Origin of the sequence: Alicyclobacillus vulcanalis, assembly GCF_900156755.1 — a bacterium.
GTDB lineage: Bacteria > Bacillota > Bacilli > Alicyclobacillales > Alicyclobacillaceae > Alicyclobacillus > Alicyclobacillus vulcanalis.
In genome coordinates this window covers 305,538-330,252 of the sequence record NZ_FTOO01000002.1, presented here as the reverse complement: position 1 = coordinate 330,252, position 24,715 = coordinate 305,538, and the positions used below count along the sequence as shown (strand labels likewise).

The following is a 24,715-nucleotide window of genomic DNA, read 5'->3' as shown; positions in this document are numbered from 1 at the left end:
GAATGGCGGAGCATCGAGAACCTTTGTGGCTTGGCATCGCCACCACCGCGGTGCCGAAAGATGGGCAGCGCAGATGGAGGCCCGGCGCGCACTACCGCAGAATTGCGCGAGCGGCGCTGAGCCATGGCCTGCGCGTGTGCCTGTTTGACCCAGGTCGACAAGCGGTTTGGTCGCGCTTGTCGGCCTATACGCCTGTCGATCCGGCTCGGCCGGACGGAGATTGGCAGCCCGCTCATGTCCCGTTCCCGGACGTCATCTACGAAAACGTCTACGTGCACCTCGCTGTCAAGGGCTACAGCGCCCCGCTTCGCGCGGAAGCAAGGCGCCGCGGCGTTCCGCTTTTCAACCCGATGCTGCCCGGTAAGTGGCAGATGATCTCGTTTCTCCGCCGAGCAGGCCTCGACCGATTCGCGCCCGAAACGGAATCGTTGACGACTTCCGAGCACCTCTGGCAGGCGCTCGAGCGTTGGAAAACGGTCTATGTAAAGCCGAGTGGCGGCTACGGCGGGATGAACGTCCATCGCCTCGAGCTTTTGCCGGGCGATCGCGTCCGCGTGCGGGCGGATCGCCGGGGAGGTCGCGTGCGCACCTGGGAGCGTGTGCTTACGCGCCCGCAGCTTGCCTCCTTCGTTCGTTCGCTGCGCGGACGGTATCTCGTGCAGCGCGGGCTTCGCCTCCTCCAGGTGGGCGGCCGAAAGGTGGACTTTCGCGTCGTCCTTCACCGCGATCACCGCGGCCAATGGCAGCTCGTCGGGATCGTGCCGAAGCTCGCCGCGGTCGACGGCGTCGTCACGAACATCATCGCGGGGGGCGAGCGGTGGACGCTGGAGCAGCTCGAGGCCGCGGCCCGCCGCGAAGGCAAGGACGTGCCCGTGGATCAGCTTGTGCAGGCCGCCCAGACGATTGCCGAGGCCCTCTCCGACCGTTACAAGACCGTGGGGCTCGTCGGCTTTGACATGGCGGTCGAAGAGGGCGGCCATGTTCGCATGATTGAAATGAACCCAAAGCCAGCGCGCTCGCTCCTCGACCGCTCCATGCTGGAGAAGCTCGCCTCCTGCCAGGCGGGGTTTGCCCGCTACCTGGCCCGGCGCTAGCGGCACCCGTCACCGCCGCGGCGTGGTACAATCCGGACCAGGAGGTGTGACCATGGAAGACGTCATCTCACATTGGGTCCGGGACGCCGTTCGCCGCGTGCGGGCCATCGACATGCACACGCACTTGTTCCCGCCCGCCTTTGCCTCCCTGTGGCGCTCGGGTGCCGATCACGTCCTCACCTATCACTACCTCATCGCCGAGGCCATTCGAGCGGGCCATCGTTCGCCGGCATCGTTTTACGCCATGCCCCTTCCTGATCAGGCGGCCTGGGTGTATGCGCAGCTGTTTGAGCAGGCGAGCCCCCTCTCCGAGGCAGCCATGGGTGTCGTGGCCATCGCCCGCGCGTTCGGCGTGGATCTCCGCCGCGATGGTCTGATGGGCCTCCGGGAGGCGCTCTGCGATCAGCCGAGCGACCGCTACGCCGCCCGGGTGTTCGAACTCGCGGGCGTCGATCAAGTGGTCATGACAAACGATCCGCTCGATCCGGCCGAGCGCGCCTACTGGTTGGAAGGCGCCCCCGTCGATGCACGCTTCCTTCCTGCGCTGCGCCTCGATCCGTTCCTCGGGGACTGGCGCACGCTCGGCGAGCGCTTGGCTGAGGCGGGCATTTCCCTGTCTCCCCGCGCGGACGCCTCCGATCTCGCCGCCATTCGCCGGTTTTTGGAGGACTGGATCGAGCGAATGCGCCCGCTGTATTTGGCGTTTTCCGCGCCGCCCGAGTGGGCGTATCCGAGCGAAGACACCTCCGGTCGCGTGCTGGAGGCATGCATTCTGCCAGCTTGCGCAGCCCACGGGCTGCCGCTCGCGCTCATGATCGGCGTGCGCCGCCAGGTGAATACCGCGCTTCGCGACGCAGGCGATGCGAGCGGGCGCGCCAACCTGCAGGCGGTCGAGAGATTGGCCGCCAGTCATCCCGACTTGAAGATCCTCGTCACGGTGCTGTCCCGCGAAGATCAGCATGAGCTCACCGTTCTGGCGCGCAAGTTCGCGAATGTCGTGCCATTTGGTTGCTGGTGGTTCGTCAACACCGAGAGCCTCACGCGTGAAATTTCGGCCATGCGACTCGAGCTTCTCGGCCCGACCTTTGTGCTGCAGCACTCCGATGCGCGTGTGTTGGAGCATCTGGTGTACAAGTGGGCAAGCGCGCGCGAACTCGCTGCGCATGTTTTGGTACACAAGTATACGAAGATCGCGCGCACAGGCTGGCGCGTGACGCGGGGCGAGATCGAGCGCGAGGTGGGGCGGCTGTTCCGTGACAATTTCCTGCGGCTCGTGGGACGGGCCTAGCCGGCATGCGCCGGATCGGGCGCGGGCATGGGTCAACGGGAAATGCGCATGCTGCCGGGGCGCGGCGCTGACTGGGTCTGTTTCATCCGTGGTGGACCCTGGTGAGGGCATGACGGCGAGAGAAGATGGCCTCACGGTGGATGGCGGGCTTGGAGTACGGAGGACGGGCCGCGGGCGGATGGGGTGCGGTGTTCGCCCGCGGCAGCCTCTCCGGGCGGTCTAGCGCGCCTCCTTTGGCTTCTGTTAGAATGAAAACGCTTACTCGTTCTGGGACGCCGTGGCGCAATGTACCACGGTCGGATGGGAGTGAAGTCCATGCGTTCACACAAGGTCTACGAGTCGGCGCAGGCAGCGGTTGCGGACATTCCCAACGGCGCCACGCTTCTGGTCGGCGGCTTCGGGCTGTGCGGGATCCCGATGGCGCTGATTCAGGCGCTGCGCGACCGGGGCGTGTCGGACCTCGTCTGCGTCAGCAACAACTGCGGCGTGGACGATTGGGGCCTCGGCATTCTGCTTCAGACGCGCCAGATTCGCAAAATGGTGTCGTCGTATGTGGGCGAAAACAAGACGTTTGAGCGCCAGTTCTTGAGCGGCGAACTCGAGGTGGAACTTGTCCCTCAGGGGACGCTGGCCGAGCGCATCCGGGCCGGCGGCGCGGGGATTCCCGCCTTTTACACGGCCACGGGGGTGGGTACCCCAGTCGCGGAGGGCAAGGAGGTGCGCGAGTTCGATGGCCGCGAATACGTGCTCGAGCGCGCCATCACAGGCGACTTTGCCCTGGTCAAGGGATGGAAAGCCGACAAGCTCGGCAACGTGATCTATCACGAGACGGAGCGCAACTTCAATCCGGTGATGGCCACGGCGGCAAAGATCACCATCGTCGAGGTGGAGGAGCTCGTGGAGCCTGGAGAATTAGATCCGAATTTCATCCACACGCCGAGCATCTATGTGCATCGCATTGTGGTCAATCCGAACCCCGTCAAGCGAATCGAGCGCCGCACCGTGCGGCCGCGGCCGCAGGCCTGAGGGCGGGACGAAGGAAAGGGTGAACGACGGTGCCGCTTTCGCGCGATCAAATTGTCCGAAGGGCCGTCCAGGAAATTCGAGACGGCGACTACGTCAACCTCGGCATTGGCATGCCGACCCTTGCGGCGAACTACTTAGACCCCAGCCGCGGCGTCATGCTCCATTCGGAGAACGGCCTGCTTGGCATCGGTCCGTATCCGTACGAGGGCGAAGAGGATCCGGATCTCATCAACGCGGGCAAGGAGACCGTCACGGCCGTGCCCGGCGCCGCGTTTTTCGACAGCGCCGAATCGTTCGCCATGGTGCGCGGCGGACACATTGACATCGCCATCCTCGGAGCGATGGAGGTTTCCGAGTTTGGCGATCTCGCCAACTGGATGATCCCGGGCAAGATGGTCAAAGGCATGGGCGGCGCGATGGACTTGGTGCACGGCGCCAAGCGCGTCGTCGTGACGATGGAACACGTCAACAAGGACGGTCAGCCGAAAATTCTCAAGACCTGCCGACTCCCCCTCACGGGCCGCCGGGTGGTGCACCGCATCATCACCGACTACGCCGTGATCGACGTGACGAGCGAGGGGCTCTGGCTCCGCGAGGTGGCGCCAGGCCACAGCGCCGAAGACGTGCAGCGCATCACCGAGCCCAAGCTTCACATCCCGCCGGAAGGCGTGCGGGTCATGTCCGTCGACTGAACGCAGGTCCAACGCAAGAGACGACACAGGAGGGATGACACGTGCAGGACGTGGTCATTGCAGGCGCCGTGCGGACGCCCATCGGCTCGTTCCAGGGCAGCCTTGCCCCGCTTTCCGCGCCTGATCTCGGCGCGGCCGTCATTTCGGAGGTTCTCCGCCGCACTGGCGTGGCGCCGGGCCTGGTGGACGAAGTCGTGATGGGCAACGTGCTCCAGGCCGGGCTCGGGCAAAATCCGGCGCGCCAAGCGGCGATGCGCGCGGGGCTGCCGCAGGACGTCCCCGCGACCACCATCAACATGGTGTGCGGATCCGGCCTCAAATCGGTGATGCTCGCGGCGCAGGCCATTCGCTCAGGCGACGCGAGTCTTCTCGTGGCGGGCGGCATGGAGTCCATGTCCAACGCGCCGTACCTGTTGCCGGGCGCCCGCGAAGGGTACCGCATGGGCCACAAGGGCGTGATCGACAGCATGATCCAGGACGGGCTGTGGTGCGCGTTTTGTGACATCCACATGGGCGTGACGGCGGAAAACGTGGCGCGCCGCCACGGCATCTCTCGCGAGGATCAGGACGCGTTTGCGCTTCGCAGCCAGATGCGCGCCAGGGAGGCGATGGAAACCGGGCGGTTTCAGGACGAAATCGTGCCCGTGTCGGTCCCGCGGCGCAAGGGCGATCCGGCCGTCGTGGATCGCGACGAACATCCGCGGCCCGACACGACGGCGGAGGCGCTCGCGAAGCTGCGCCCGGCGTTTACGGCCGATGGGACCGTGACGGCGGGCAACAGCTCCGGCATCAACGACGGCGCGGCGGCGATGCTCGTCGTCGCGCGGGATCGCGCAGACGAGCTCGGCTTGAAGCCCATGGCGCGCATCGTGAGCTACGCGAGCGTCGGGCTGGATCCCAGCGTGATGGGGCTTGGGCCCATTGAAGCCACGCGGCGGGCGCTCGCGCGCGCCGAGCTTTCGGTGGACGATCTCGACCTCATCGAGGCGAACGAGGCGTTTGCCGCGCAGGCCCTGGCGGTGGCTCGCGAGCTTGCGTTCCCGGACGACAAGCTGAACGTCAACGGCGGAGCCATTGCGCTCGGGCACCCCATCGGCGCAAGCGGCGCCCGCATCTTGGTGACCCTCCTGCACGAGCTCGAGCGGCGCGGAGGGCGGTATGGCCTTGCGACGCTGTGCATCGGCGGCGGGCAGGGCGTGGCGATGGTCGTGGAGCGGCTTGCGCGTTGATCCACGCGCGCGGCATCACGTTGGAGGAGGGATCCTCGTGGCAGATGAAAGGTTGAGCATGATTGCGAGCGCCCGGCTGATACCGCCGCCCGAGTCGTACGTGACCCGTTCGTACCTGTCGAGCTACGACGAGTACCTGGCGAAATACCGGGCTTCCATCGACGATCCGGCCGCGTTTTGGGACGAGATCGCCGACGAATTGCTGTGGCAGCAGCGGGGCAAGACGGTCATCGCGGGCGATCTGCCGGACTTTCAGTTCTTCCCTGGCAGTTATATCAACGTGTGCGAAAACTGCGTGGATCGGCACGCGAAACATCCGCTCTACCGCAACAAGGTGGCGCTGTTCTTCGAGGGAGAAGACGGCGAGCGCCGCTCCGTGACGTATCTGCAGCTCCAGGATGCCGTGTCGCGCTTCGCCAACGCGTTAAAGTCGCTCGGCCTGCGCCAGGGCGACGTGGTCTGCGTCTATATGCAGAACCTCATCGAGACCTACGTGGCACTGCTCGCCTGTCTGCGCCTCGGCGTACTGTATAACACGGTCTTCGCCGGCTTCTCCGCCGAAGCGCTCCGCGAGCGCATCGTCCGCTGCGGGGCCAAGGCTGTCATTTGCGCCAATGGCAGCCTCAGGCGCGGTCGGGTGCTTCGCCTCAAGGAGACCGTGGACCAGGCCCTTCAGGGCGTCGAAACGGTGGAGCACGTCATCGTCTATCGCCGCCTGCCGGAACTCGAGACGCCCATGACCCCTGGGCGCGATGTCGACTTTGAGGAGCTCATGCAACGCGAACCGCGCGATTGCCCTCCTGCGGCGCTCGAGGCCAACGAGCCCGCGTTCCTCATCTTCACGAGTGGAACCACGGGCCGGCCCAAAGGCATCGTGCACGCCGGAGGCGGGTTTCTCTTGGGCACGTACGCGTACACGAAGTACCAGCTCGACCTTCGCCCCGAGGACGTCTACTGGAACACCGCCGATATTGGCTGGCTCACCTCCCACATCTTTGTCCTCGTGGGCGGGCTCGCGCTCGGCACGACGACGCTCTTGTACGAGGGCGCGCTCGACTGGCCGCACCCCGGGCGCCTGTACGAGATCATCGAGCGCTACCGCGTGAACAAGTTGTTCTCGGCGCCCACGGCCTACCGCATGATGATGAAGCACGGCGAGGACGTCGCGCGAAACCACGATCTGTCTTCGCTTGAACTCCTCGTATCCGTCGGCGAGCCCTTGAATCCAGAGGCCTGGCAGTGGGTGCGCCGCGTCATCGGCGGCGAGGTGGCGGTGATCAACAACACGTGGGGGCAGACGGAGACAGGCGGGACGCCGCTCGCGCTCTTGCCAGGCGCGGTGCCCATGAAGCCGGGATCGTGCGGGGTGCCGTTTTTCGGGCACGATCTCGCCGTGGTCGACGAACGGGGCGCCGAGGTCCCGGACGGCGTGCCCGGGTATCTGGTCATTCGCCGGCCCTTCCCTTCGCTTGCGCGCGACGTGTACGGCGATCGCGATCTGTATCTCAACGCCTACTTCTCGCGCATGCCCGGCCTCTACTTCACGGGCGACAGCGCGGTCCGCGACGCCGACGGCCACTTCTGGGTGCTCGGCCGCGTGGACGACGTCATCAACGTGTCTGGGCATCGCATCAGCACGATGGAGATGGAGAGCTCGTTGATCCAGCATGAGGCGGTGGTGGAGGCGGCCGTCGTCGGCGAACCGGACGAGGTGAAGGGCCAGGTGCCTGTCGCGTTTGTCACGCTCGAGCGCGGCGTCACGCCAAGCCGCGAGCTCGAAGAGGAGCTGAAGGCGCGCGTTGTGATGGACATCGGCTCGTTCGCCCGGCCTGCGCGCATTCACTTCGTCGAGGCCATGCCGAAGACGCGATCCGGCAAGATCCTCCGGCGGATGTTGCGCGAGATTCTCCAGACCGGCGAGGTGAAGGGGGACGTCACCGGCCTGGAAGACTGGGAAGTGGTGGAGCGGCTGTTGCACGACCTGCGCGAACGGGCGCCGGGCAGCGAGTGACGTCGGCCGATGGGATCTGGGCTGTGTTCATGCGCTGCCCGTGACGCGCAGGCCAGCGCCGGGCAGCCCATGCATCTCGCCGCCCCGCTCGTTCGGCCGTCGCGAAGTGACCGCGCGATGATCCGACCGACGGGGCATCGGCGGGATGCTTAAAATTGATTGCAAGCGCTTGCTTATTCGGCTACAGTGAAAGGTGAGAGCGAAGGGAGAGGGGACTCGTGGACTTTGATCTCACCCCAGAACAAAAGATGATCCGGGATACCGTGCGCGAATTTGCGGAGGCCGAGATCGCGCCGCACGCCGCGGAGTGGGATAAGAACGAGCACTTCCCCATCGAGGTGTTTCGCAAGATGGGGGAGCTCGGGTTTCTCGGCCTGCCGATTCCCGAGGCCTACGGCGGCGCCGGTGCCGACATGATCTCGTACTGCCTGGCCGTCGAGGAGATTGGGCGGGCTTGCGGAGGCACGGGGCTGAGCTACGAGGCGCACGTCTCGCTCGCCTGCACGCCCATCTTGCTGTACGGGACGGAGGAGCAGAAACAAACGTACCTCGTCCCGATGGCGCGCGGGGAGGCGCTCGGGGCTTTTGGTCTGACGGAGCCAGGTGCCGGATCGGACGCGGGCGGCACGAAGACGACGGCCGTCTTGGATGGGGACGAATGGGTCATCACGGGCAACAAGATCTTCAACACCAACGGCGGTTACGCGAAGTACGTCGTGCTCACGGCGGTGACGGACCCTGCGACGCGCGGCATCAGCGCGTTCATCGTGCCGACCGACGCCGAGGGCTTCTCCGTGAGCAAGCCGTATGAGAAACTGGGGATGCGAGCCTCCAACACCGTCGAATTGATTCTCGATCACGTCCGCGTGCCGAAGGAGAACCTGCTGGGCCCGCTCAACGCGGGGTTCAAGCAATTCCTCTCGACGCTGGACGGCGGACGGGTGGCCATCGCGGCGCTCGCCATCGGAATTGCGCGTGCGGCCTTTGAGACGGCGCTCGAGTACGCCAAGACGCGCGTTCAGTTCGGGCAGGCCATCAGCAAGTTCCAGGCGATTCAGCACAAGCTGGCGGATATGGCGATGCACATCGATTTGGCGCGCAACGCTGTGATGAAGGCGGCGTGGCTCAAGGACCAGGGCCGACCGTATACGCTCGAGGCGTCGTTTGCGAAGCTGTTTGCGTCGGAGATGTGCACCCGCACGTGTGAACAGGCGATTCAGGTGCTCGGAGGCTACGGTTACATGCGCGAGTACCCGGTCGAGCGGCACTACCGCGACGCCAAGCTCATTGAGATCGGCGAAGGGACGTCGGAGATTCAGCGCTTGGTCATCGCGCGCCAGTTGGGCTGTTAGGAGGGGGCGGCATGTTCGCCAAGGTGTTGATCGCAAACCGGGGCGAGATCGCAAGGCGCATTATTCGCACGTGCAGGCGGATGGGCATCGCGACGGTGGCGGTGTATTCCGACGCGGACGAGAAAGCGCTTCACGTTCGCGAGGCCGACGAAGCCGTGCGTATCGGGGAGCCGCCGGTGGCGAAGAGCTACCTGAACATCGAGGCTATCCTGCGTGCGGCCGAGGAGACGGGCGCGGAGGCCATCCATCCGGGCTACGGGCTTCTGAGCGAAAATGCGGAGTTCGCGCGGGCCGCAGTGGCGCGCGGCATCAAGTTCATTGGGCCCTCGGCCGAGGCCATCGCGGCGATGGGCAGCAAAGTCGCCGCGCGGGAGACGGTGAAGCGGGCGGGAGCGCCGGTCGTGCCGGGCAGTGAAGGCGCTGTCGCGGACGCCGACGAGGCGGCGCGGATGGCGGCCGAGATCGGCTATCCTGTCATGCTGAAAGCGTCGTACGGCGGCGGCGGCATCGGCATGCAGGTGGTCCAGTCCGAAGAGGAGCTGCGCAAGGCGTTCGCATCGAACTCCGCTCGGGCCAAGGCGTACTTCGGCAACGGCGAGATGTTCCTGGAGAAGCGCGTGCAACGGCCGCGCCATGTGGAGATTCAGGTGCTTTGCGACGCGCACGGTCAGGCGGTGTACCTGTGGGAGCGCGAGTGTTCGATTCAGCGGCGGCACCAGAAGGTCGTCGAGGAGGCGCCGTCCCCGTTTGTCGACGAGGCGCTGCGGCAGCGGATGGGCGAGGCGGCCCTCGCCATCTGCCGAGCCATTGGCTATGAGAATGCGGGCACGCTTGAATTTCTCGTCGATGAGGACAAAAACTTCTATTTCCTCGAGATGAACACGCGCCTGCAGGTCGAGCATCCCGTCACGGAAATGGTGACCGGGCTGGATCTCGTCGAGTGGCAGCTGCGCATCGCTGCGGGGGAACCGCTCGGCTTCCGGCAGGGCGACATTCGGCGCGACGGCCACGCCATCGAGTGCCGTGTGTACGCCGAAGATCCGGAGAAGATGCTGCCCTCACCCGGCACCATCTCGCGGCTCGTGCTGCCCGAAGGCGAGGGCATCCGAAACGACGTCGGCGTGGAATCCGGCTCGGAAATCACGCCCTATTACGATCCGATGATCGGCAAGCTCATCGCTCATGGCCGAGATCGGGCTGAGGCCATTCAACGCATGCAACAGGCGCTTGACGCGTATGTGCTAGAGGGCATTCGCTCCAACCTGCCCTTGCTCCGCGCCATCGTCGCCTCGGACCGGTTTAGGGCCGGTGACACCACAACCGATTTCCTGGAATCCTGGGGGAAGCGCTGAGAGGGGGATGAAGATGGCAACGGTCCAAGCGACCATGGCGGGCATCGTGCTTCGCGTGCTCGCCCAGGCTGGCGATCGCGTCGAGGCCGGCCAGGATGTCGTGGTTTTGGAATCGATGAAGATGGAGATTCCCATTCCGGCCGAACAGGCCGGCGTGGTGGCGGAGGTGCTCGTGAACGAGGGCGACTTCGTCAACGAGGGGGACGATCTCGTCCGGCTCGAAAGCTGACGCAAAAGAGGGCGATGGCATGGAAGAGCGCGTGTGGTTGCGCGACGTGGGCCCGCGCGACGGACTGCAGAACGAGCGCGTCGCCGTCGCGACGGAGTTGAAGGTCGAGCTCGTCGAGCGGCTCATGGACGCAGGCGTCGTGTCCATCGAGGTGTCGTCGTTTGTGCATCCAAGGTGGATCCCGCAGCTGGCCGATGCCGACGAGGTGTTTGCCCGTATCCGGCGCAGGCCCGGTGTGGAACTCTCTGCGCTCGTGCCGAACGAGCGGGGCCTCGACCGCGCGATCGCGGCGAAGGTGGACGCTGTGCACGTGTTTATGTCGGCGAGCGAATCCCACAACCGAAAAAACATCAACAAGAGTATTGCGGAAACGTACCCTGTGCTGCGCCCAGTGGTTCAGGGAGCGAAAGCGGAGGGACTCGTGGTCCGCGGGTATGTGTCCACGGTCTTCGGCTGCCCCTACGAGGGCGACGTCCCGGTTTCGCAGGTGCTCTCGGTGGTCGAGCGGCTGTTTGAGCTTGGCATCGACGAGGTGGCGCTCGGCGACACCATTGGCGTCGCCGTGCCGTCTCAGGTGGCCAGCGTCGTGCGAGAGGTCGAGCGCATCGTACCCCTCGACCGGGTGTCGCTTCACTTTCACGACACGCGCGGCATGGCCATCGCCAACATCTACGCCGGCTGGCTGGCCGGCGTGCGCCGCTTCGACGGCTCCATCGGCGGGCTCGGCGGCTGTCCCTATGCGCCGGGCGCTTCGGGCAACGTGGCCTTCGAAGACGTGCTGTACTTATTTGAAAAGATGGGCGTTGAAACGGGCGTCGATCCCGTGCGGTATATGGATGTCGTCGCTTGGCTGGAAGGCGTGATCGGCAAGCCTTTGGCGAGCCACGCGCGCCAAGTCGCGCGCGGCGCCTGTGAGGCGACGTGAAGGAGGGCGAGATCGCCGTGGCGGACGAACGGTTTGAAGAGATGAGAGCGCGGGCGATGGCGGGCGGTGCCAAGAAGTATCACGACAAAAATCGCGAGCAGGGCAAGCTTTTTGTTCGCGATCGCCTGAAGCTCCTGCTCGATGACGGGCTCGAGATCGAGGATGGGTTGTACGCCAACTGTCAGGCGGACGACCTGCCCGCCGACGGCGTGGTGACGGGCATCGGCCGCATCCACGGGCGCAAGGTGGCGGTCATGGCCAACGACAGCACGGTTAAGGCTGGGAGCTGGGGCGCGAGGACGGTGGAGAAGATCCTGCGCATCCAGGAGACGGCGGAGAAGCTCAATATCCCGCTGATTTACCTGGTCGATTCGGCCGGCGCGCGCATCACGGATCAGGTCGAAATGTTTCCCGGCCGGCGCGGAGCAGGCCGCATCTTCTACAACGAGGTGCGTTTGAGCGGCCACATTCCGCAGATCTGCCTGCTGTTCGGGCCGTCGGCGGCCGGCGGCGCCTACATCCCTGCCTTCTGCGATCTCGTCATCATGGTGGAAGGCAACGCAAGCATGTACCTCGGTTCGCCGCGCATGGCCGAGATGGTTATCGGCGAAAAGGTGACGCTCGAGGAAATGGGCGGCGCGCGCATGCACTGCAGTGTGAGCGGGTGCGGGGACGTGTTGGTCCCGGACGAGCCGAGCGCCATCGAGGCGTGTCGTCAGTATCTCCGGTACATGCCGGATTCGTACCTCGGGCGCCCGCCGGTGGAGGAGGCGCGGGATCCGGCGCCATCGCCGCGCAAGGCCTCGGAGATTGTGCCGAACAATCCGAATGTGCCGTTCAACATGTATGAGTTCATCGATCGGCTGATCGACGAGGGCTCGTGGTTCGAGATCAAGAAGCTGTTTGCCCAGGAGATCATCACGGGACTCGCGCGCATCGCGGGCCGCCCAGTCGGTATCATCGCGAACCAGCCGCGCGTCAAGGGCGGCGTGTTGTTCGTCGATTCCGCCGACAAGGCGGCGCGGTTCATCACGCTCTGTGACGCATTCCACATTCCGCTTCTCTTCCTGGCGGACGTGCCTGGTTTCATGATTGGCACCAAGGTCGAGCGCCAAGGCATCATTCGCCACGGCGCCAAGCTCATTGCCGCGATGTCCGAGGCCACCGTGCCGAAGATCTCGGTCATCGTTCGCAAGGCCTACGGCGCGGGCTTGTACGCCATGGCGGGGCCCGCGTTTGAGCCAGACGCCTGCATCGCGCTGCCGACGGCCGAGATCGCCGTGATGGGACCCGAGGCCGCGGTGAACGCGGTTTACGCCAACAAGATCGCCGAGCTCGACGAGCCCGAGCGCTCGGCCTTCATCCAGGAGAGGCGGGAGGCGTATCGGCGGGACATCGACATCTACCGCCTGGCCTCCGAGCTGGTGGTGGATCACATCGTCGAGGCCGACGATCTGCGGAGCGAACTCGTCTCGCGTTTTGCGATGTACGAGGGGAAAGCCGTCGCGTTTGGGCAGCGCAAGCACCCGGTGTACCCGGTCTGAGGGGGGAGACGGAAGGTGGAACAGCCCATTGTGTGGCACAAGGACGAGGACGGCGTGGCCGAGATCGTCCTGAACCGGCCTGAGGCGATGAACGCCCTCAATTACGCGTTGCTCCGCGCGTTGGAGGAGGCCGTGCGCGACATCGCAGGCGATCGCGGCGTGCGGGTCGTGATCGTGCGCGGCGAAGGCAAGGGCTTTTGCGCGGGCGCCGATCTCAAGGAGCGGCGCGGCCTCGGGCCCGACGAGGTGCGCCGCAACGTGCGCCTCACGCGCGAAGTGTTCGACCGCGTCGCCCGCCTGCCGCAGCCGACCATCGCGGTGTTGCACGGCTTCGCGTTCGGCGGCGGGCTGGAGCTCGCCTTAGCCTGCGACTTTCGCGTGGGGTGTCGCGATCTCCGGCTCGGTTTGACGGAGACGTCGCTCGCGATCGTGCCAGGGGCGGGCGGGACGCAGCGCCTTGCGCGCATCATCGGGCCGACCTGGGCGAAGTGGATGATTTTCACAGCCGCGCGGATCGATGCAGAGCGCGCGAAGGAGCTCGGCATCCTGATGGAGGTGGCCGATACGCTCGAGGGCGCCGTGGAATGGGCGCGATCGCTCGCCGCCGCCATAGGGGCCAATGGGCCGGTGGCCGTCCGCCAGGCGAAGTGGGCCATCGATCGCGGCCTCGACGTCGACGTATCCACAGGGCTTGCCATCGAGGACGCGGCATACGAGGGGGTCATGCCGACCGCAGATCGCCTCGAGGCCCTGGCGGCGTTTGCGGAAAAGCGCAAGCCGCAGTTTCGCGGGGAGTAGTGCGGAGGGGCTCAGGGTGCCCGGGGGATCGCGCCAGGGGAAGGTGGCACGGCCTGTGGCGGGATGGCTCGACGGCGGCGCAAGGGCGGGGCGGGGGCGGGATGGCGGCTCGTCGGCCCCCGCACCGGGGCCCGGCTCATCCGGGCGGCGCGACGGTCACGCGCGGTTCGTCACCTGTGAGAAACCGGTACCACCGCTGACGAAAGCGCACCTGGGGAGCGTCGGCCGGCACGTGGGCTTCCATGCGCAGCGCTTCTGGGATGGGCCGGGGATGCTGACTTTCCACCACCCGCTGGTCCTCGCAGAGTACCCGAAGGCTGTAGCGGCGGAAAACGGCGTCCATGAACGGGACGGATCGCGCGAACGTGCGGCCGGCGTACCCGAAAATGCGCGTGGTCTCCGCGTCGACGGGCGTGAAGGTCACGAAGTTGATGAAGCCGCCTCGGCCTTCGGCCGGCCGAAGGATCCACATTTGCGGGAATCGGTACTCGAGGACGCCGCCGCCGTTGCGGATGAGAATCCCATCGCGCTCATCGACCTCGAACGCGACGCGCGGGATGGAGGCTGGCGTCCGCCGGCCGATGGTTCTGCGGTGGACAAACGCGAGGTGAGCCACGTCAAGGACGCTTTCGACGACGCGGGTGAGGTGCGCCCGCCACACGGCCTCATAGGGGACGAGGCGATACGCGTCGCCCTGAAGCTCTGGAAACAGGTCGGGCTCGGGTGGGGCGGATTCGCCGCCGAGATACACCCAGACGATCCCGCCTCGCTCGCACGCGGGATACGCGCGGTGATGAGCGAACGCTGGGATCGGCCGGTCAGGATGAGCGGGGATGAATGCGCAGCGGCCATCCCCCGCAAACTGCCAGCCGTGATACGCGCAGGCCAACCGGCCGTTGTGGACCTCGCCGAGCGCGAGATCGGCGCCGCGGTGGGTGCAGTACCTCGGCAGCGCGCGCACCGCGCCGGACGCGTCCCGGAACACGACGAGTTCCTGTCCCGCGACGGCTGCTGCGAGCGGTTTCGCGCGATGAAGCTCGCGCGAGAAACAGACGGCGTACCATGTCGCCGGGAAAACGCGGTCTTCACTCGGTGCCAAGACCTGTCGGCTCGTCATGCAAGATACGCCTCCACGAAAGAGATTCATTCGTCCGCCTTAATTATATATACTGGTAGGTTAAATAAGCAAGGGCAAAAGCGCGTGTACGTGCATCCGTCGCGATCGACTGGAAAACGTCCGTGCGCGAGGCGGTTCTGGTGTGCCGCCTCGCGCACGGGGGAAGGAATCAGGAGTTGCCCTGAGCGAGGGCCTGATTCGTGATGTTTGCCATGTTCTGCAGGGTCACCTGCGGGGTCTGCCTGCCGGCCAACAGGTTTCCAATTTGCGTGCTCATCTCCTGTTCGGCCGAGTACAGCGAGGCGAGCCGCGGCGAGAAATAGGCGTACTTCAGTTGGCTTGGAGCGACGCCTTGATTGGGGTGCGTTTTAACATAACTTGTCCAGGCTGGGTTGGTGAGCGCGCTCTGCCGGACAGGGAGGTAACCCGTCTGTTCGGCCCATTCGATGGTCGAAGGCACGGAGATCAGGAAGTTGAGGTACTTCGCAGCTGCGGCCTTCTGCGCCGACGAAGCGGCGTTGAAAATCACGAGGTTCAGGCCGGCCGTGGGAACCGCGTATGTGACGCCCTTCGGGAGCGGCGCCACCTTCCAGTGGATGTTCGGGTTGTTGATGAACGACATGGCGGCGACGGTATCCAGGTCCATCGCGTATTCGTTGGTGTTGAAGCCGTCCGACAGGTATTCGTTGGCGCCCACCACCTTGGCGGCGTGTTCATCGACCAGGCGCTTCATGAAGTTGAGCGCCGCCAGCCCTGCGGAGCTGTTGAACGCCGCTTTCGTGTTGTTGGCGTTCAAAATCTGTCCGCCAGCTTGCTTGAGGAGCATTTCGAAGGTGTAATAGTTGCCCTGGAGCCCGAGACCGGGGATGCCCTCCTTCTTTTGGATCTTGATCGCGTCCTGCTCCAGTTCACTCCACGTGGTCGGCGGCGCAGAAATGCCGGCCTTCTTCAAGTCGTCCAGGTTGTAATACAACACGTAGGCCGACTTGTTGAACGGGACCGACATCAACTTCCCGTTGTACGTCGAGTCCTGTCGCCAAATGGGAATGAGGTCGTTTTGCGTCGACTTCGGGATGACGGCGTCAAGCGGCTCGATCAGACCATTTTGCACGTAGTTGGTCTCCCACGTCTCCTCGACCTGAGCGATGGTGGGCTCTGTGCCCGAGGAAATGGCAGCCGTCAGTTTCTGCTCCAACGTGCTGTACGAGCCGTTGAAGATGAGCTGCACGTGAATGTTCGGGTTTTGCTTCTCGAACTCGTTGGTCAGCTTCTGAAGTTCCTTGCCCAGCTTGCCAGGCATCGACTCTTCGAAGGTGATGGTGACAGGCTGAGCGCTGGATGCGGCTTGTCCACTTGCGTTGGCCGTCTTGTTCATCGGGATGCCCCCGCCGCCGGTCTCCTCATCTCCACATCCGGTGGCCAGCAAGCCCCCCATCACAATGGCCGTCGCGGTCGCCATAAGCGCTTTGCGTTTTGGTTTCACACTGACCTCTCCTTTCTTCGATGGTCTCAAGTTTATCTAATGCCGCTGCGCGCGATGCCCTCGATGAAATACCGCTGGCCAATCAGAAACACGATGGCGAGCGGCACCATGCAAAACGTGGCAGCGGCCATTAGCTGGTTATATTCCGTCCCGACATCCGATGTGAAATTCATCAGACCTACAGGAACGGTATCTAAAGATTGGGAATTGGAGATGACCACAACCCATAGGAATGAGTTCCAACTCCCAATGAACTTGATGAGGCCGGCCGTGATCCACACCGGTTTGGTGAGTGGCATGACGACCTGGAACAGCGTTCGAACGGGATTTAAGCCGTCCATTTCAGCCGCTTCGAAGACTTCGGACGGCATGGAGAGAAAGAACTGGCGCATGAGAAAGATCGTGAACACGCTGATGAGCCACGGAACGATGATGCCTTGGTACGTGCTCATCCAGTGTAGCTTCGCGATCGTGATGTAGTTGGGAATGAGCAACAGTTCTCCAGGCACCATCAGGGTCGCGAGGAGCGCAAGAAACAGCGGGCGCTTGCCGGCGAAGTTGATGCGGGCGAACGCGTAAGCCGCCATCGCGCCCAGGGTCAGGTCGAACACGGTTTCCACGCCCGAAATGAAGAGGCTGTTGAGGAAGTAGCGCGCGAACGGCGCGGAAGTCCAGGCCGCCGCGTAGTTCCGCCATTCGAAGGGGTGCGGCCACAACGAAGGCGTGGTCGTCAGGACCTGCCCTGCCGGTTTGAGCGACGTGGACAACATCCAAATGAACGGCCCAAGCACAAACAGCGTGACGACCGTGAGCGCCAAGTAAATCAGGACCTTGCGCATCGCCCTTCCCCCATCACATGTCGTAGTGAACGCGCCGCTGCAGGGTCATCTGCAAAAGCGTACACGCGAGGATGATGATGAACAGAATGTACGCGGATGCACTGGCGTAACCCATCCGATAGTCGCTGAACCCCTCTGTAAACATGTAGTACAGCATCGTCAAGCCGCTGTCGTTGGGGCCGTCGGTGGCACCGTACAAGACGTATACGGGAAGAAAGACCTTGAAGGCTTCGATGGTGCTCATCAGAAGCACGAAGAACGTCGTGGGGGAGAGCAGAGGCCATGTCACGTGCCGGAAAAGCCGCCATCCGTGCGCTCCGTCGACGCGCGCGGCCTCGTAGTATTCTCGGCTGATATTTTGCAGGCCGGCGAGAAACAGCACCGCTACATACCCCAAACTCTGCCAAACACTCAGCGTGACGAGGCAAACCATCGTGTCTTGGGGCGTGTTGAGCCAATCGGGGCCGTGGATACCCACGAGGCGGAGCAGGTAGTTCAACAGACCAAACTGGTCGTTAAAAATCCACTGCCATATGATACCTGTTGCAGCGATGGACGTCACGTAAGGCAGGAAGATGGCGGTGCGAAACAAGCCCCTGAGTCGGATTTTCGCGTTGAGAAGCAGCGCCACTGCGAGGCCAAGGGCCATGGCGATGGGAACGTAGAGCACGACGAAGAGGAGCGTGTTGACGACGGCGCGATGAAACAGCGGATCTTCAAAAATTTGAACATAGTTTTGAAAACCCACGAATTGCTTGTGTGGGCTGATCATGTCCCAGTGAAAGAAGCTGATGATGAACGACTCGACGATGGGATACAACGTGAACACGGCCAACAGCAGCAGCGTGGGAAAGAGCATCAGGTAGGCCGTGAGCGTTCGTCTGGCCTTGAGTGTCATCGCGGAATCCCTCTCAAATCAAGCATGAGATGCCTCAGCTTCCACCGCAACGTCATTGTAATCACCCAAACTTCGCAAGCCAAGTGAAGATTTCGTAAAATATCATTTACACGAATTCAAAATGAAAGTATGTTCTCACCCTCTCTTGTGTGGTATTCTGTAATGCTCGGCCGCAACCCGAGACGCCTTCCCCGAAGGAGAGATGATCTTGGACAAGCCTACGCACATCACGTTGTTCGGCGGCACTCGAACCATCGGCGGCACCATTTGCCGCGTCCAGACAGCTTCGGCAGCGCTCGTCTTCGACATGGGCCACGTGGTGCGCCCATCTTCTCCCATGTTCTCCGGCGCGCTTGTGCCACGGTCCAACGCCGATCTGCGGGCGATTGGCTTCCTGCCGGATATTCCTGAGCTTTATACGAATGAACATCATGCTGACTTTGCAATTTGCATAAGCCATAACCACTTGGATCATACCGCTCTTTTGCCTTATATGGCAAATGAAATCTCGCTGTTTTCGACGAAAGACACCTGTAAAATCCTGAAGCTTATTGCGGACGCTCACATCGAACATCAGCCGTCCCTTGAGCTCATCGGGGTCGAACCACATGCGTGGCAACAGGTGGGGGATCTCCAGTTTCAGTTTGTTCCCGTCGATCACGACACGCCAGGGGCCGCGGCCATCTTGATCAGCGCGCCCGACCTTCGAATTGTGTATTCGGGGGATCTGCGCTTTCACGGCTGGCGCCCTGAGGTATCGCGGGCGTTCGTGGACCAGGCGAGGGCGTTTCAACCGGATGTGCTTCTGATCGAGGGGACGCGCGCTGCGGACGAGGCGCGTCCACAGGTCAGCGAGCAGGAGCTCGTGCGCCTCTTGGCCGAGGCGATGCAGAGCGAGGTCCGGATGGTGTACTTCAATGCCTATCCGCGCCATCCAGAGCGCGTGCTGGCGTTTGCGCGCGTGTCGCGCGAGGCCCATCGCGTGCCCGTGTTCGACGCGCGCACGCTCTATGTCGCAGCCCACTTCGCCGAGCGCCTGCCCGAGGACGTGGCGGTATGGGCGGGGGAGGAGCTTCCCGAAGCAGTCGATCGTTGGCTCGCCACGGCCGGAGTTCGCCGCATCGGGCCAGAGGACATTCGCGAGGCGCCGGGGGCTTACGCTGCCGAACTGAACTATGATCGCCTGTGGCGGCTCATCGATCTCGGCCCGCAAGCCGGTGGCCTCTACATCCATTCGAACGGCGCGCCGCTCGGTCCGTTCGATCCGGCCTGGGACAACCTCCAGCGCTGGCTCGCGTACTTTGGCGTCACCTTTCGGTCCATCGGCACGAGCGGACACGCGGCGCTCGACGAGATCGTGCAAGCCGTTCAAACCATCCAGCCGCGCGTCTACCTGCCGATTCATTCGTTTTACCCAGAGCGGGTCATCGCCCCTGGCGTGCTCCGCGTCTTGCCCGAAGAGGGCGTGGCGTACACCTTGTCTGACCTGCTTGCGGCCGGATCGTTACCGGAGCAAAGCTGAGCCGCGCAGGGCGGCCGAAGTTGCCGTGCCCGTTTAGGGTGCGGGTCTTAATTTTCGCCTTACGAAAAGAAAGGCGAGCGCCGCCGCGATGTCCGCAGCAAGGATCATGCCAATGACGCCTGGCCAGGCCATGTCGGCCCAGAACACGCCAGCCAGCGACCCGATGACGCTCGATCCGACATAGTAGCAGAACAAGTAGAGCGCGGACGCCTGCGCCCGTTCCCCTCCGCCGAGGCTGCCGACGCTTGCCGACGCCGTGGAGTGCGCGCCGAAAAAACCGAGGGTGAAGACCACCATGCCGGCCACAATTGCCCAGAGGTCTCGCGCGCAGGTCAAGAGGGCGCCAGCGGCCATGATGGCGATGTTGAGTGGCAACACGCGATGCCGGCCGATGCGGTCCGCAAGGCTGCCCATGAACGACGAGCTGAACGTCCCGGCCAAGTACGCGAAGAACAAGAACCCAATGACGGAGGTCGGCAGCGCATACGGCGGACGGGCGAGCCGGAAACCGGTGTAGGTGTAGAGCGACACAAAGCCACCCATCAAGAGGCCGCCGATCAGATAGAGCGCCACGAGTTCTCGACGCTTGAGTGCCCGCCCGAATCGGGTAAGGAGATCGCGGGGGCGATCCCTCCTCGATACAAAATGTCTTGATGCAGGCAGCGACCACGCCACGTAGGCGGAGAGCGCGAGACTGACGGCGCCGAAGCCGATCATGCCGACGCGCCATGAGGCGCCGTCCGCCACCACGCTGATGACCACGCGCCCCAAGAGGCCCCCGAGCGTGTTGCCGCTGATATATAAGCCCATCGCAAAGCCGAGGCTTTGCGCATCCATTTCTTCGCTCAGGTACGTCATGGCCACCGCGGGCAGTCCCGCGAGGGTCAGCCCCTCGATGGCCCGCACCACCACCAGGCTCCAGAAGGTCGGCGCGATCCCCACCGCGAACTGAAGTACAGAGGATGAAAACAGGGAAAAGAGCATGATGGGCTTTCTGCCGAACCGGTCGGAGAGCGAAGCGAAGATGGGGAGCGACAGGGCAAGCGTGAAGGTGGAAGCGGAGAGGGCGAGGCTGGCCGCCGCCGGGGATTTGCCAAAGTCTGTGCTGAAAGCCGGAATGAGGGGTTGTACCGCGTACAGGTTGGCGAACGTGACGAGCCCAGCTGCGAGAAACGCGAAGCTCACGCGGCGGTAGACCGCTGTGCCTCGCGCGATGTAGGTCTCGTCGCGCGTCGAGTTGGGTGGAAGCATGAGACAAACCCTCTTTCCCAAAGCAAAGGTCACAATGAAAGGATACGCCGATTTTTTCGGAATGGAAAGCGCCACAGGCACGGTTGCCCAGGTGGCGAAGGTTGATCCGGCCGGATCGCCACCAAAGCGTGTTTCCGGTCGAATGGGACCAGATTCGCAGGGCGGTTCAGATGGCGGTACAATGGAATTGCATGGCCATCTTAGGGGCATGGGTGTGAACCCTTGTGAAAGGATCGGTGGCATGAGGCTCGTCTCGCGCTTTTGCCAAGCGCTTGTTCGATATGCCGCGGCCGCGTGTGCCGCGATGGCCGCAGCCTGGGGCGTGGCAGCTGTGGACGCGCCACGGGCCTTTGCGGATGACGCTTCGGTATCCATGTCTGCCGCCGTCGGTTATGGAGGCTATTACGTGGCGGACGAGTGGGTTCCGGTTCACGTCTCGGTCCACCACCGCGGTCCGGCCGCCATGGCCAAACTCGTTCTGCGCGTGGGCGGGCCCTCGCTGGGCGATCGCCACATCGCGGGCGAGATGACCTGGCTCTTGTGGCTTCCCAAGGACGGTTCCACCTCCACGTTTATCGATGTGCCCGGCAACGCGCTTGCCCAGGGAACTTCGCTCGATCTCGTCCTGAACCAGCGCGTGGCCGCCACCGCCTGGCTCGAGGGCAACAGCGTCTCGCACGTCGATCTCGTCGGGGTGGTGAGCGACAGTTCGCAGGCCACGCAGTTTCTCGCGGGCACGAGCGCAAGCGGAACGCCTGTGCTGCCCGTCGCGCTGAGGGCCGACGATGTCCCCACGTCTGCCCAGGCCCTCGCCGACCTCAGCGCGCTCGTGGCGAGTGTGGACGAGCTGCGCGCGTTGTCGCCCGCGCAGGTGAGGGCGCTCGCCGCTTGGGTGGAGCAGGGCGGGATGCTCATCGCGACGGGGACAGGCCTTTCACCCTCGCCGCTTCCTTCGCTCCCCATCTCGCCAGGCGCGTTTCAGGTGGTCGATGGGGATCCGCTCGCCAGCTTTGCGGGCACCAGCTCGGGGCCGGGGCAAATAGAGTCGACGGCCGGGCGCATTGCCCCCGATGCGCGGCTCTGGGCAGGGTCGAACGCGGAGCCGCTTGTCGCGAGCGAGCCGTTTGGCCGCGGCCAGATCTGGCAAACGTCGTTTTCCCCGCTCGATCCCGACCTTCTCGCCTGGCCGGGGAACGCGGAGATGTGGACGTCTCTCTTCCAGAGCGCAGGGCTTGTCCAGAGCGCGGGGCCGGCTGTCTCCGACGTGCTGCGCGCCACGGGCGGGCTCAGCCTGACGAGTGTCGGAGACGCACTTGAGCCCTTGCGCATGCCTGGCCTGTCCACGTTTGGACTCGTGCTCCTGGCGTACCTCGTGGCCGCTGGCCCCGTGACGTTTTACGTGCTTCGCCGGCTTCACCGGGCTGCGCTCGCGTGGGCCATTCTGCCTCTGCTGAGCGGCGTGGCGACGGCTGGCATTTTTGCGCTCGGCGGATCGGCGCGCCCGTCGGGACTCCTGATGAACGGCGTCGGCGTGCTGGACCTTCTCGGCGACGGCCGGGCGTACGAATACGGCGCGCTCGCCATCATGTCGCCCGCGCAGGGTGACGACGTCCTGCGCCTGTCGGCGGGAGACGAGGTCCTGACGCTGCAGAGCGATGACCAGCCGGTGGCCAACGCCGTGATCGAGCACGGCGACGGCGCGACCACGGTGACGCTCACGGACGTGCCCCGGTGGCACGTGCGATACGTGTTCGCCTCAGGCTTTCACGAGGACGCGGGGCGCGTGCAGTGCAACTTCAAAGAAGCCTATGGCATGCTGTACGGCACGGTGACGAACGAAACGCGGATGACGCTCAATGGCGTGGCGGTGGTCTACGAAGGGACCCTTGTGAAGCTGGGCAACTTGGCGCCGGGGCAGACGAGATCGCTCAGCGCGGGGCAGCAGATGGCGACGTCGTCGTGGATCTCCGATTACGGGGTGTACAATCGCCAACTGACGCACGGCATCGGGCGCACGCTTGGCGCGTACCTGTCGGGGCTGGCCGCAGGCGTGCATCTGAATTCGACGTCGGCCTTGGTGCTCGCCACGTCGGACGGCGGCCTGCCTGAACTCGCGGCGCCGACGGACCACCGCGCCGTGGCGAGCCAACGGACGCTGGTGCTTGTGCGCGAATACGCGCCGGTCATGCCGGTCGTGGAGGCGGGATCGTGATTCTCACGCAGAATCTGAGCAAGCGGTATGGGAAGACGCTCGCGGTCAACAACCTCAATCTGAACGTGGAGCGCGGGGTGATTTTCGGGCTTGTCGGGGAAAATGGCGCGGGCAAGACCACGGCCCTGTCGATGCTGGCCACCTTGACGCTGCCCACCTCTGGGCGCGCGTACATCGGCGGGCACGAGGTGACGCGCGAACCCCAGGCGGTGCGCAGGGCAATTGGCTATATGCCCGATTCCTTCGGCGTCTATGACGACCTGACCGTGATGGAGTACCTGCGCTTCTTTGCGCAGTGCTATGGCGTCGATCGGCGGACCATCTCGCGCCGCGCGGAGGAGCTGTTGGAGCGCGTGCGCCTCGCGGACAAGCGCGACGTGTACGTCAACAACCTCTCGCGCGGCATGCAGCAGCGGCTCGAAGTGGCGCGGTGCCTGATGCACGATCCGAGCGTGCTCATTTTGGACGAGCCGGCAAGCGGTCTGGACCCGAAGTCTCGCCTGGAAATGCGTTCGGTGCTCGCGGGACTGCGCGATCTCGGCAAGACGGTGATCATCAGCACACACATCCTGAACGAGCTCGCCGAGGTGGCTGACGAGGTAGGCATTCTCTTGCGCGGCGAACTGGTGGCGGTCGCCGCCGTTCAAGTCATGGTCCAGCACTCGAGCGCCTACCGCACCCTGGTGATTGACGGGCGCGATCTCGGCGATGGCTTCGTCCGCGCTCTCTTTCGCGATCCGCACGTCGCGGAGGTGCGCCCGCTCGCGAGCGGATGGGAAGTCTTGTATGCGGGGACCCTGGCTCAGCAGGCGGAGCTTTTGAGCCGGCTCGTCGCGGACGGGTTTACCATCACGCAATTTCGTGAGCAGCCGACAGATATCGAACAGCTCTTCCTGCGGCTCGCCGCGATTCAGGAGGGGGTGATGTCGTGAGGTTTTACCTGAATCCCCTGCTTCTCAAGGAGTTTCGCCAGCGCATGCGCACCATTCGCGCTCCGCTCGTGATTACGGCGTACCTGTTTGGTATGAGCGTTCTGACCGTCTTCCTCCTGTACGAGAACGTGCAGGGACAGTTGTACCTCGTGCAGCCGACGAAGAGCCAACAGGTGTTTGCCTTGGTGAGCCTGTTGCAGATGGTCGTGGTGGCCTTCCTGGCTCCGGCGTTTGCGTCGGGATCGGTCAGTGGCGAGCGCGAGCGAAAGACGCTCGCCGTGCTGTTGACGACGCCGGTCGGGCCGTTTGGGATTTTGTTCGGGAAGCTCGTCTCGTCGAGCGCGCTCTTGGCCCTGCTCGTGGTTCTGACCTTGCCCATCTACAGCCTTGTCTTCTTGTACGGCGGCGCCGTACCCGTGCAGGTCGCGTCGGTGCTCGGTTTTCAGCTCGTGACGATCGTCGTCATCTCGGCGGTCTGCGTGCTGTTTTCGACCATCGCGCTGCGCTCCACGTGGAGCACGGTCTTCGCGTATGGGAGCGTGGGGCTGATGACCGTGATTTTCGGGGCGCTTGGTTACGGGCTCAAGTCCCTGTACGAGCAGAATCCCATCGACTATTCGGCCCTCGTCTGGTCGCACTTCTTTTACGCGCTCGATCCGCTTTACGTCGAGGCGGCCTTGCTGGGCGTCGTATCTGCCAAGCCGCACATCTGGGTTCCGTTTGTCGAGTTTTATGCCGTCGTGATCGCCCTGCTGTTGGTGCCGAGCCTGTGGCGCCTGCGCCCGCAGTGGTTCTCTTGGCTGCCGTTTGTCAGCGGTACGGAGAAGCAGTATCAATGAGCCGCGGCTATCCACCGTGCGGAGCGTGAACGGGCGGGCGTCCTCAGGTGCTTGTCATAGGCAAGGCCCGCCTCGCGTACAG

General features: G+C 64.2%; 21 protein-coding genes. 16 read left to right on the top strand and 5 right to left on the bottom strand.

Annotated elements, in window-relative coordinates; genetic code table 11:
• Nucleotides 1-2: 2 nt before the first annotated feature.
• The 12 genes from BW934_RS04005 (at nucleotide 3) to BW934_RS03950 (ending at nucleotide 13,540) form a co-directional block, all read left to right on the top strand.
• Nucleotides 3-1,094, top strand: coding sequence for a YheC/YheD family endospore coat-associated protein (locus tag BW934_RS04005; RefSeq protein WP_076345320.1), 1,092 nt, complete (start codon nucleotides 3-5; stop codon nucleotides 1,092-1,094).
• 52 nt (nucleotides 1,095-1,146) lie between these two features.
• On the top strand, nucleotides 1,147-2,382 hold the full coding sequence (locus tag BW934_RS04000; protein WP_076345318.1) for a glucuronate isomerase: 1,236 nt from the start codon (nucleotides 1,147-1,149) through the stop codon (nucleotides 2,380-2,382).
• A gap of 315 nt (nucleotides 2,383-2,697) precedes the next feature.
• Nucleotides 2,698-3,408: a CoA transferase subunit A gene (locus BW934_RS03995; protein ID WP_076345316.1), complete on the top strand. Its 711-nt coding sequence runs from the start codon at nucleotides 2,698-2,700 to the stop codon at nucleotides 3,406-3,408.
• A 29-nt stretch (nucleotides 3,409-3,437) separates the two neighbouring features.
• Nucleotides 3,438-4,100 carry a CoA transferase subunit B gene (locus tag BW934_RS03990; protein ID WP_076345314.1) on the top strand — a complete coding sequence of 221 codons (663 nt, stop codon included), beginning with the start codon at nucleotides 3,438-3,440 and terminating at the stop codon, nucleotides 4,098-4,100.
• 41 nt (nucleotides 4,101-4,141) lie between these two features.
• Complete coding sequence (locus tag BW934_RS03985; protein WP_076345312.1) at nucleotides 4,142-5,329, top strand: acetyl-CoA C-acetyltransferase; 1,188 nt, start codon at nucleotides 4,142-4,144, stop codon at nucleotides 5,327-5,329.
• Between the two features lie 37 nt (nucleotides 5,330-5,366).
• A complete protein-coding gene (gene acs, locus BW934_RS03980) occupies nucleotides 5,367-7,340 on the top strand; it encodes an acetate--CoA ligase (RefSeq protein ID WP_143232518.1) in 1,974 nt (657 codons plus the stop codon).
• A gap of 218 nt (nucleotides 7,341-7,558) precedes the next feature.
• Entirely contained in the window at nucleotides 7,559-8,692 is a 1,134-nt protein-coding gene (locus BW934_RS03975) for an acyl-CoA dehydrogenase family protein (RefSeq protein WP_076345310.1), read from the top strand.
• A gap of 11 nt (nucleotides 8,693-8,703) precedes the next feature.
• Nucleotides 8,704-10,044 carry an acetyl-CoA carboxylase biotin carboxylase subunit gene (locus tag BW934_RS03970; protein WP_076345308.1) on the top strand — a complete coding sequence of 447 codons (1,341 nt, stop codon included), beginning with the start codon at nucleotides 8,704-8,706 and terminating at the stop codon, nucleotides 10,042-10,044.
• Nucleotides 10,045-10,057: 13 nt separating this feature from the next.
• A complete protein-coding gene (locus BW934_RS03965; RefSeq protein ID WP_076345306.1) occupies nucleotides 10,058-10,273 on the top strand; it encodes an acetyl-CoA carboxylase biotin carboxyl carrier protein subunit in 216 nt (71 codons plus the stop codon).
• Between the two features lie 19 nt (nucleotides 10,274-10,292).
• Nucleotides 10,293-11,198, top strand: a complete 906-nt coding sequence (locus tag BW934_RS03960; RefSeq protein WP_076345304.1) for a hydroxymethylglutaryl-CoA lyase — start codon at nucleotides 10,293-10,295, stop codon at nucleotides 11,196-11,198.
• Nucleotides 11,199-11,239: 41 nt separating this feature from the next.
• Nucleotides 11,240-12,742, top strand: a complete 1,503-nt coding sequence (locus tag BW934_RS03955; protein WP_076345422.1) for an acyl-CoA carboxylase subunit beta — start codon at nucleotides 11,240-11,242, stop codon at nucleotides 12,740-12,742.
• A gap of 15 nt (nucleotides 12,743-12,757) precedes the next feature.
• Entirely contained in the window at nucleotides 12,758-13,540 is a 783-nt protein-coding gene (locus tag BW934_RS03950) for an enoyl-CoA hydratase-related protein (RefSeq protein WP_076345302.1), read from the top strand.
• 136 nt (nucleotides 13,541-13,676) lie between these two features.
• Here the strand turns inward: BW934_RS03950 and BW934_RS03945 are convergent, their stop codons facing one another.
• From BW934_RS03945 to BW934_RS03930, 4 genes are all read right to left on the bottom strand, one after another.
• Entirely contained in the window at nucleotides 13,677-14,657 is a 981-nt protein-coding gene (locus tag BW934_RS03945; protein WP_076345300.1) for an aromatic ring-hydroxylating oxygenase subunit alpha, read from the bottom strand.
• 169 nt (nucleotides 14,658-14,826) lie between these two features.
• Complete coding sequence (locus tag BW934_RS03940; protein ID WP_076345298.1) at nucleotides 14,827-16,140, bottom strand: ABC transporter substrate-binding protein; 1,314 nt, start codon at nucleotides 16,138-16,140, stop codon at nucleotides 14,827-14,829.
• A gap of 32 nt (nucleotides 16,141-16,172) precedes the next feature.
• Nucleotides 16,173-16,979, bottom strand: a complete 807-nt coding sequence (locus BW934_RS03935) for a carbohydrate ABC transporter permease (RefSeq protein ID WP_076345296.1) — start codon at nucleotides 16,977-16,979, stop codon at nucleotides 16,173-16,175.
• 13 nt (nucleotides 16,980-16,992) lie between these two features.
• Nucleotides 16,993-17,877, bottom strand: a complete 885-nt coding sequence (locus tag BW934_RS03930) for a carbohydrate ABC transporter permease (RefSeq protein WP_076345294.1) — start codon at nucleotides 17,875-17,877, stop codon at nucleotides 16,993-16,995.
• Between the two features lie 202 nt (nucleotides 17,878-18,079).
• Here BW934_RS03930 and BW934_RS03925 point away from each other — a divergent pair, with 202 nt between their 5' ends.
• Complete coding sequence (locus BW934_RS03925; protein ID WP_234969537.1) at nucleotides 18,080-19,399, top strand: MBL fold metallo-hydrolase; 1,320 nt, start codon at nucleotides 18,080-18,082, stop codon at nucleotides 19,397-19,399.
• Nucleotides 19,400-19,432: 33 nt separating this feature from the next.
• On the opposite strand, the gene BW934_RS03920 is transcribed toward BW934_RS03925, so the two are convergent.
• Nucleotides 19,433-20,650, bottom strand: a complete 1,218-nt coding sequence (locus BW934_RS03920; RefSeq protein WP_076345290.1) for an MFS transporter — start codon at nucleotides 20,648-20,650, stop codon at nucleotides 19,433-19,435.
• Nucleotides 20,651-20,891: 241 nt separating this feature from the next.
• Here BW934_RS03920 and BW934_RS03915 point away from each other — a divergent pair, with 241 nt between their 5' ends.
• Genes BW934_RS03915 through BW934_RS03905 form a run of 3 tightly spaced genes read left to right on the top strand, consistent with a single transcriptional unit; the run spans nucleotide 20,892 to nucleotide 24,633 of the window.
• Complete coding sequence (locus BW934_RS03915) at nucleotides 20,892-22,862, top strand: hypothetical protein (protein ID WP_234969535.1); 1,971 nt, start codon at nucleotides 20,892-20,894, stop codon at nucleotides 22,860-22,862.
• Nucleotides 22,859-23,794 (top strand): ABC transporter ATP-binding protein, encoded by a 936-nt coding sequence (locus BW934_RS03910; RefSeq protein WP_076345286.1) that lies wholly within the window; start codon nucleotides 22,859-22,861, stop codon nucleotides 23,792-23,794. Before BW934_RS03915 ends, BW934_RS03910 begins: the two co-directional genes overlap by 4 nt.
• Entirely contained in the window at nucleotides 23,791-24,633 is an 843-nt protein-coding gene (locus BW934_RS03905) for an ABC transporter permease (RefSeq protein WP_143232516.1), read from the top strand. Before BW934_RS03910 ends, BW934_RS03905 begins: the two co-directional genes overlap by 4 nt.
• The last annotated feature ends 82 nt before the right edge of the window (nucleotides 24,634-24,715 follow it).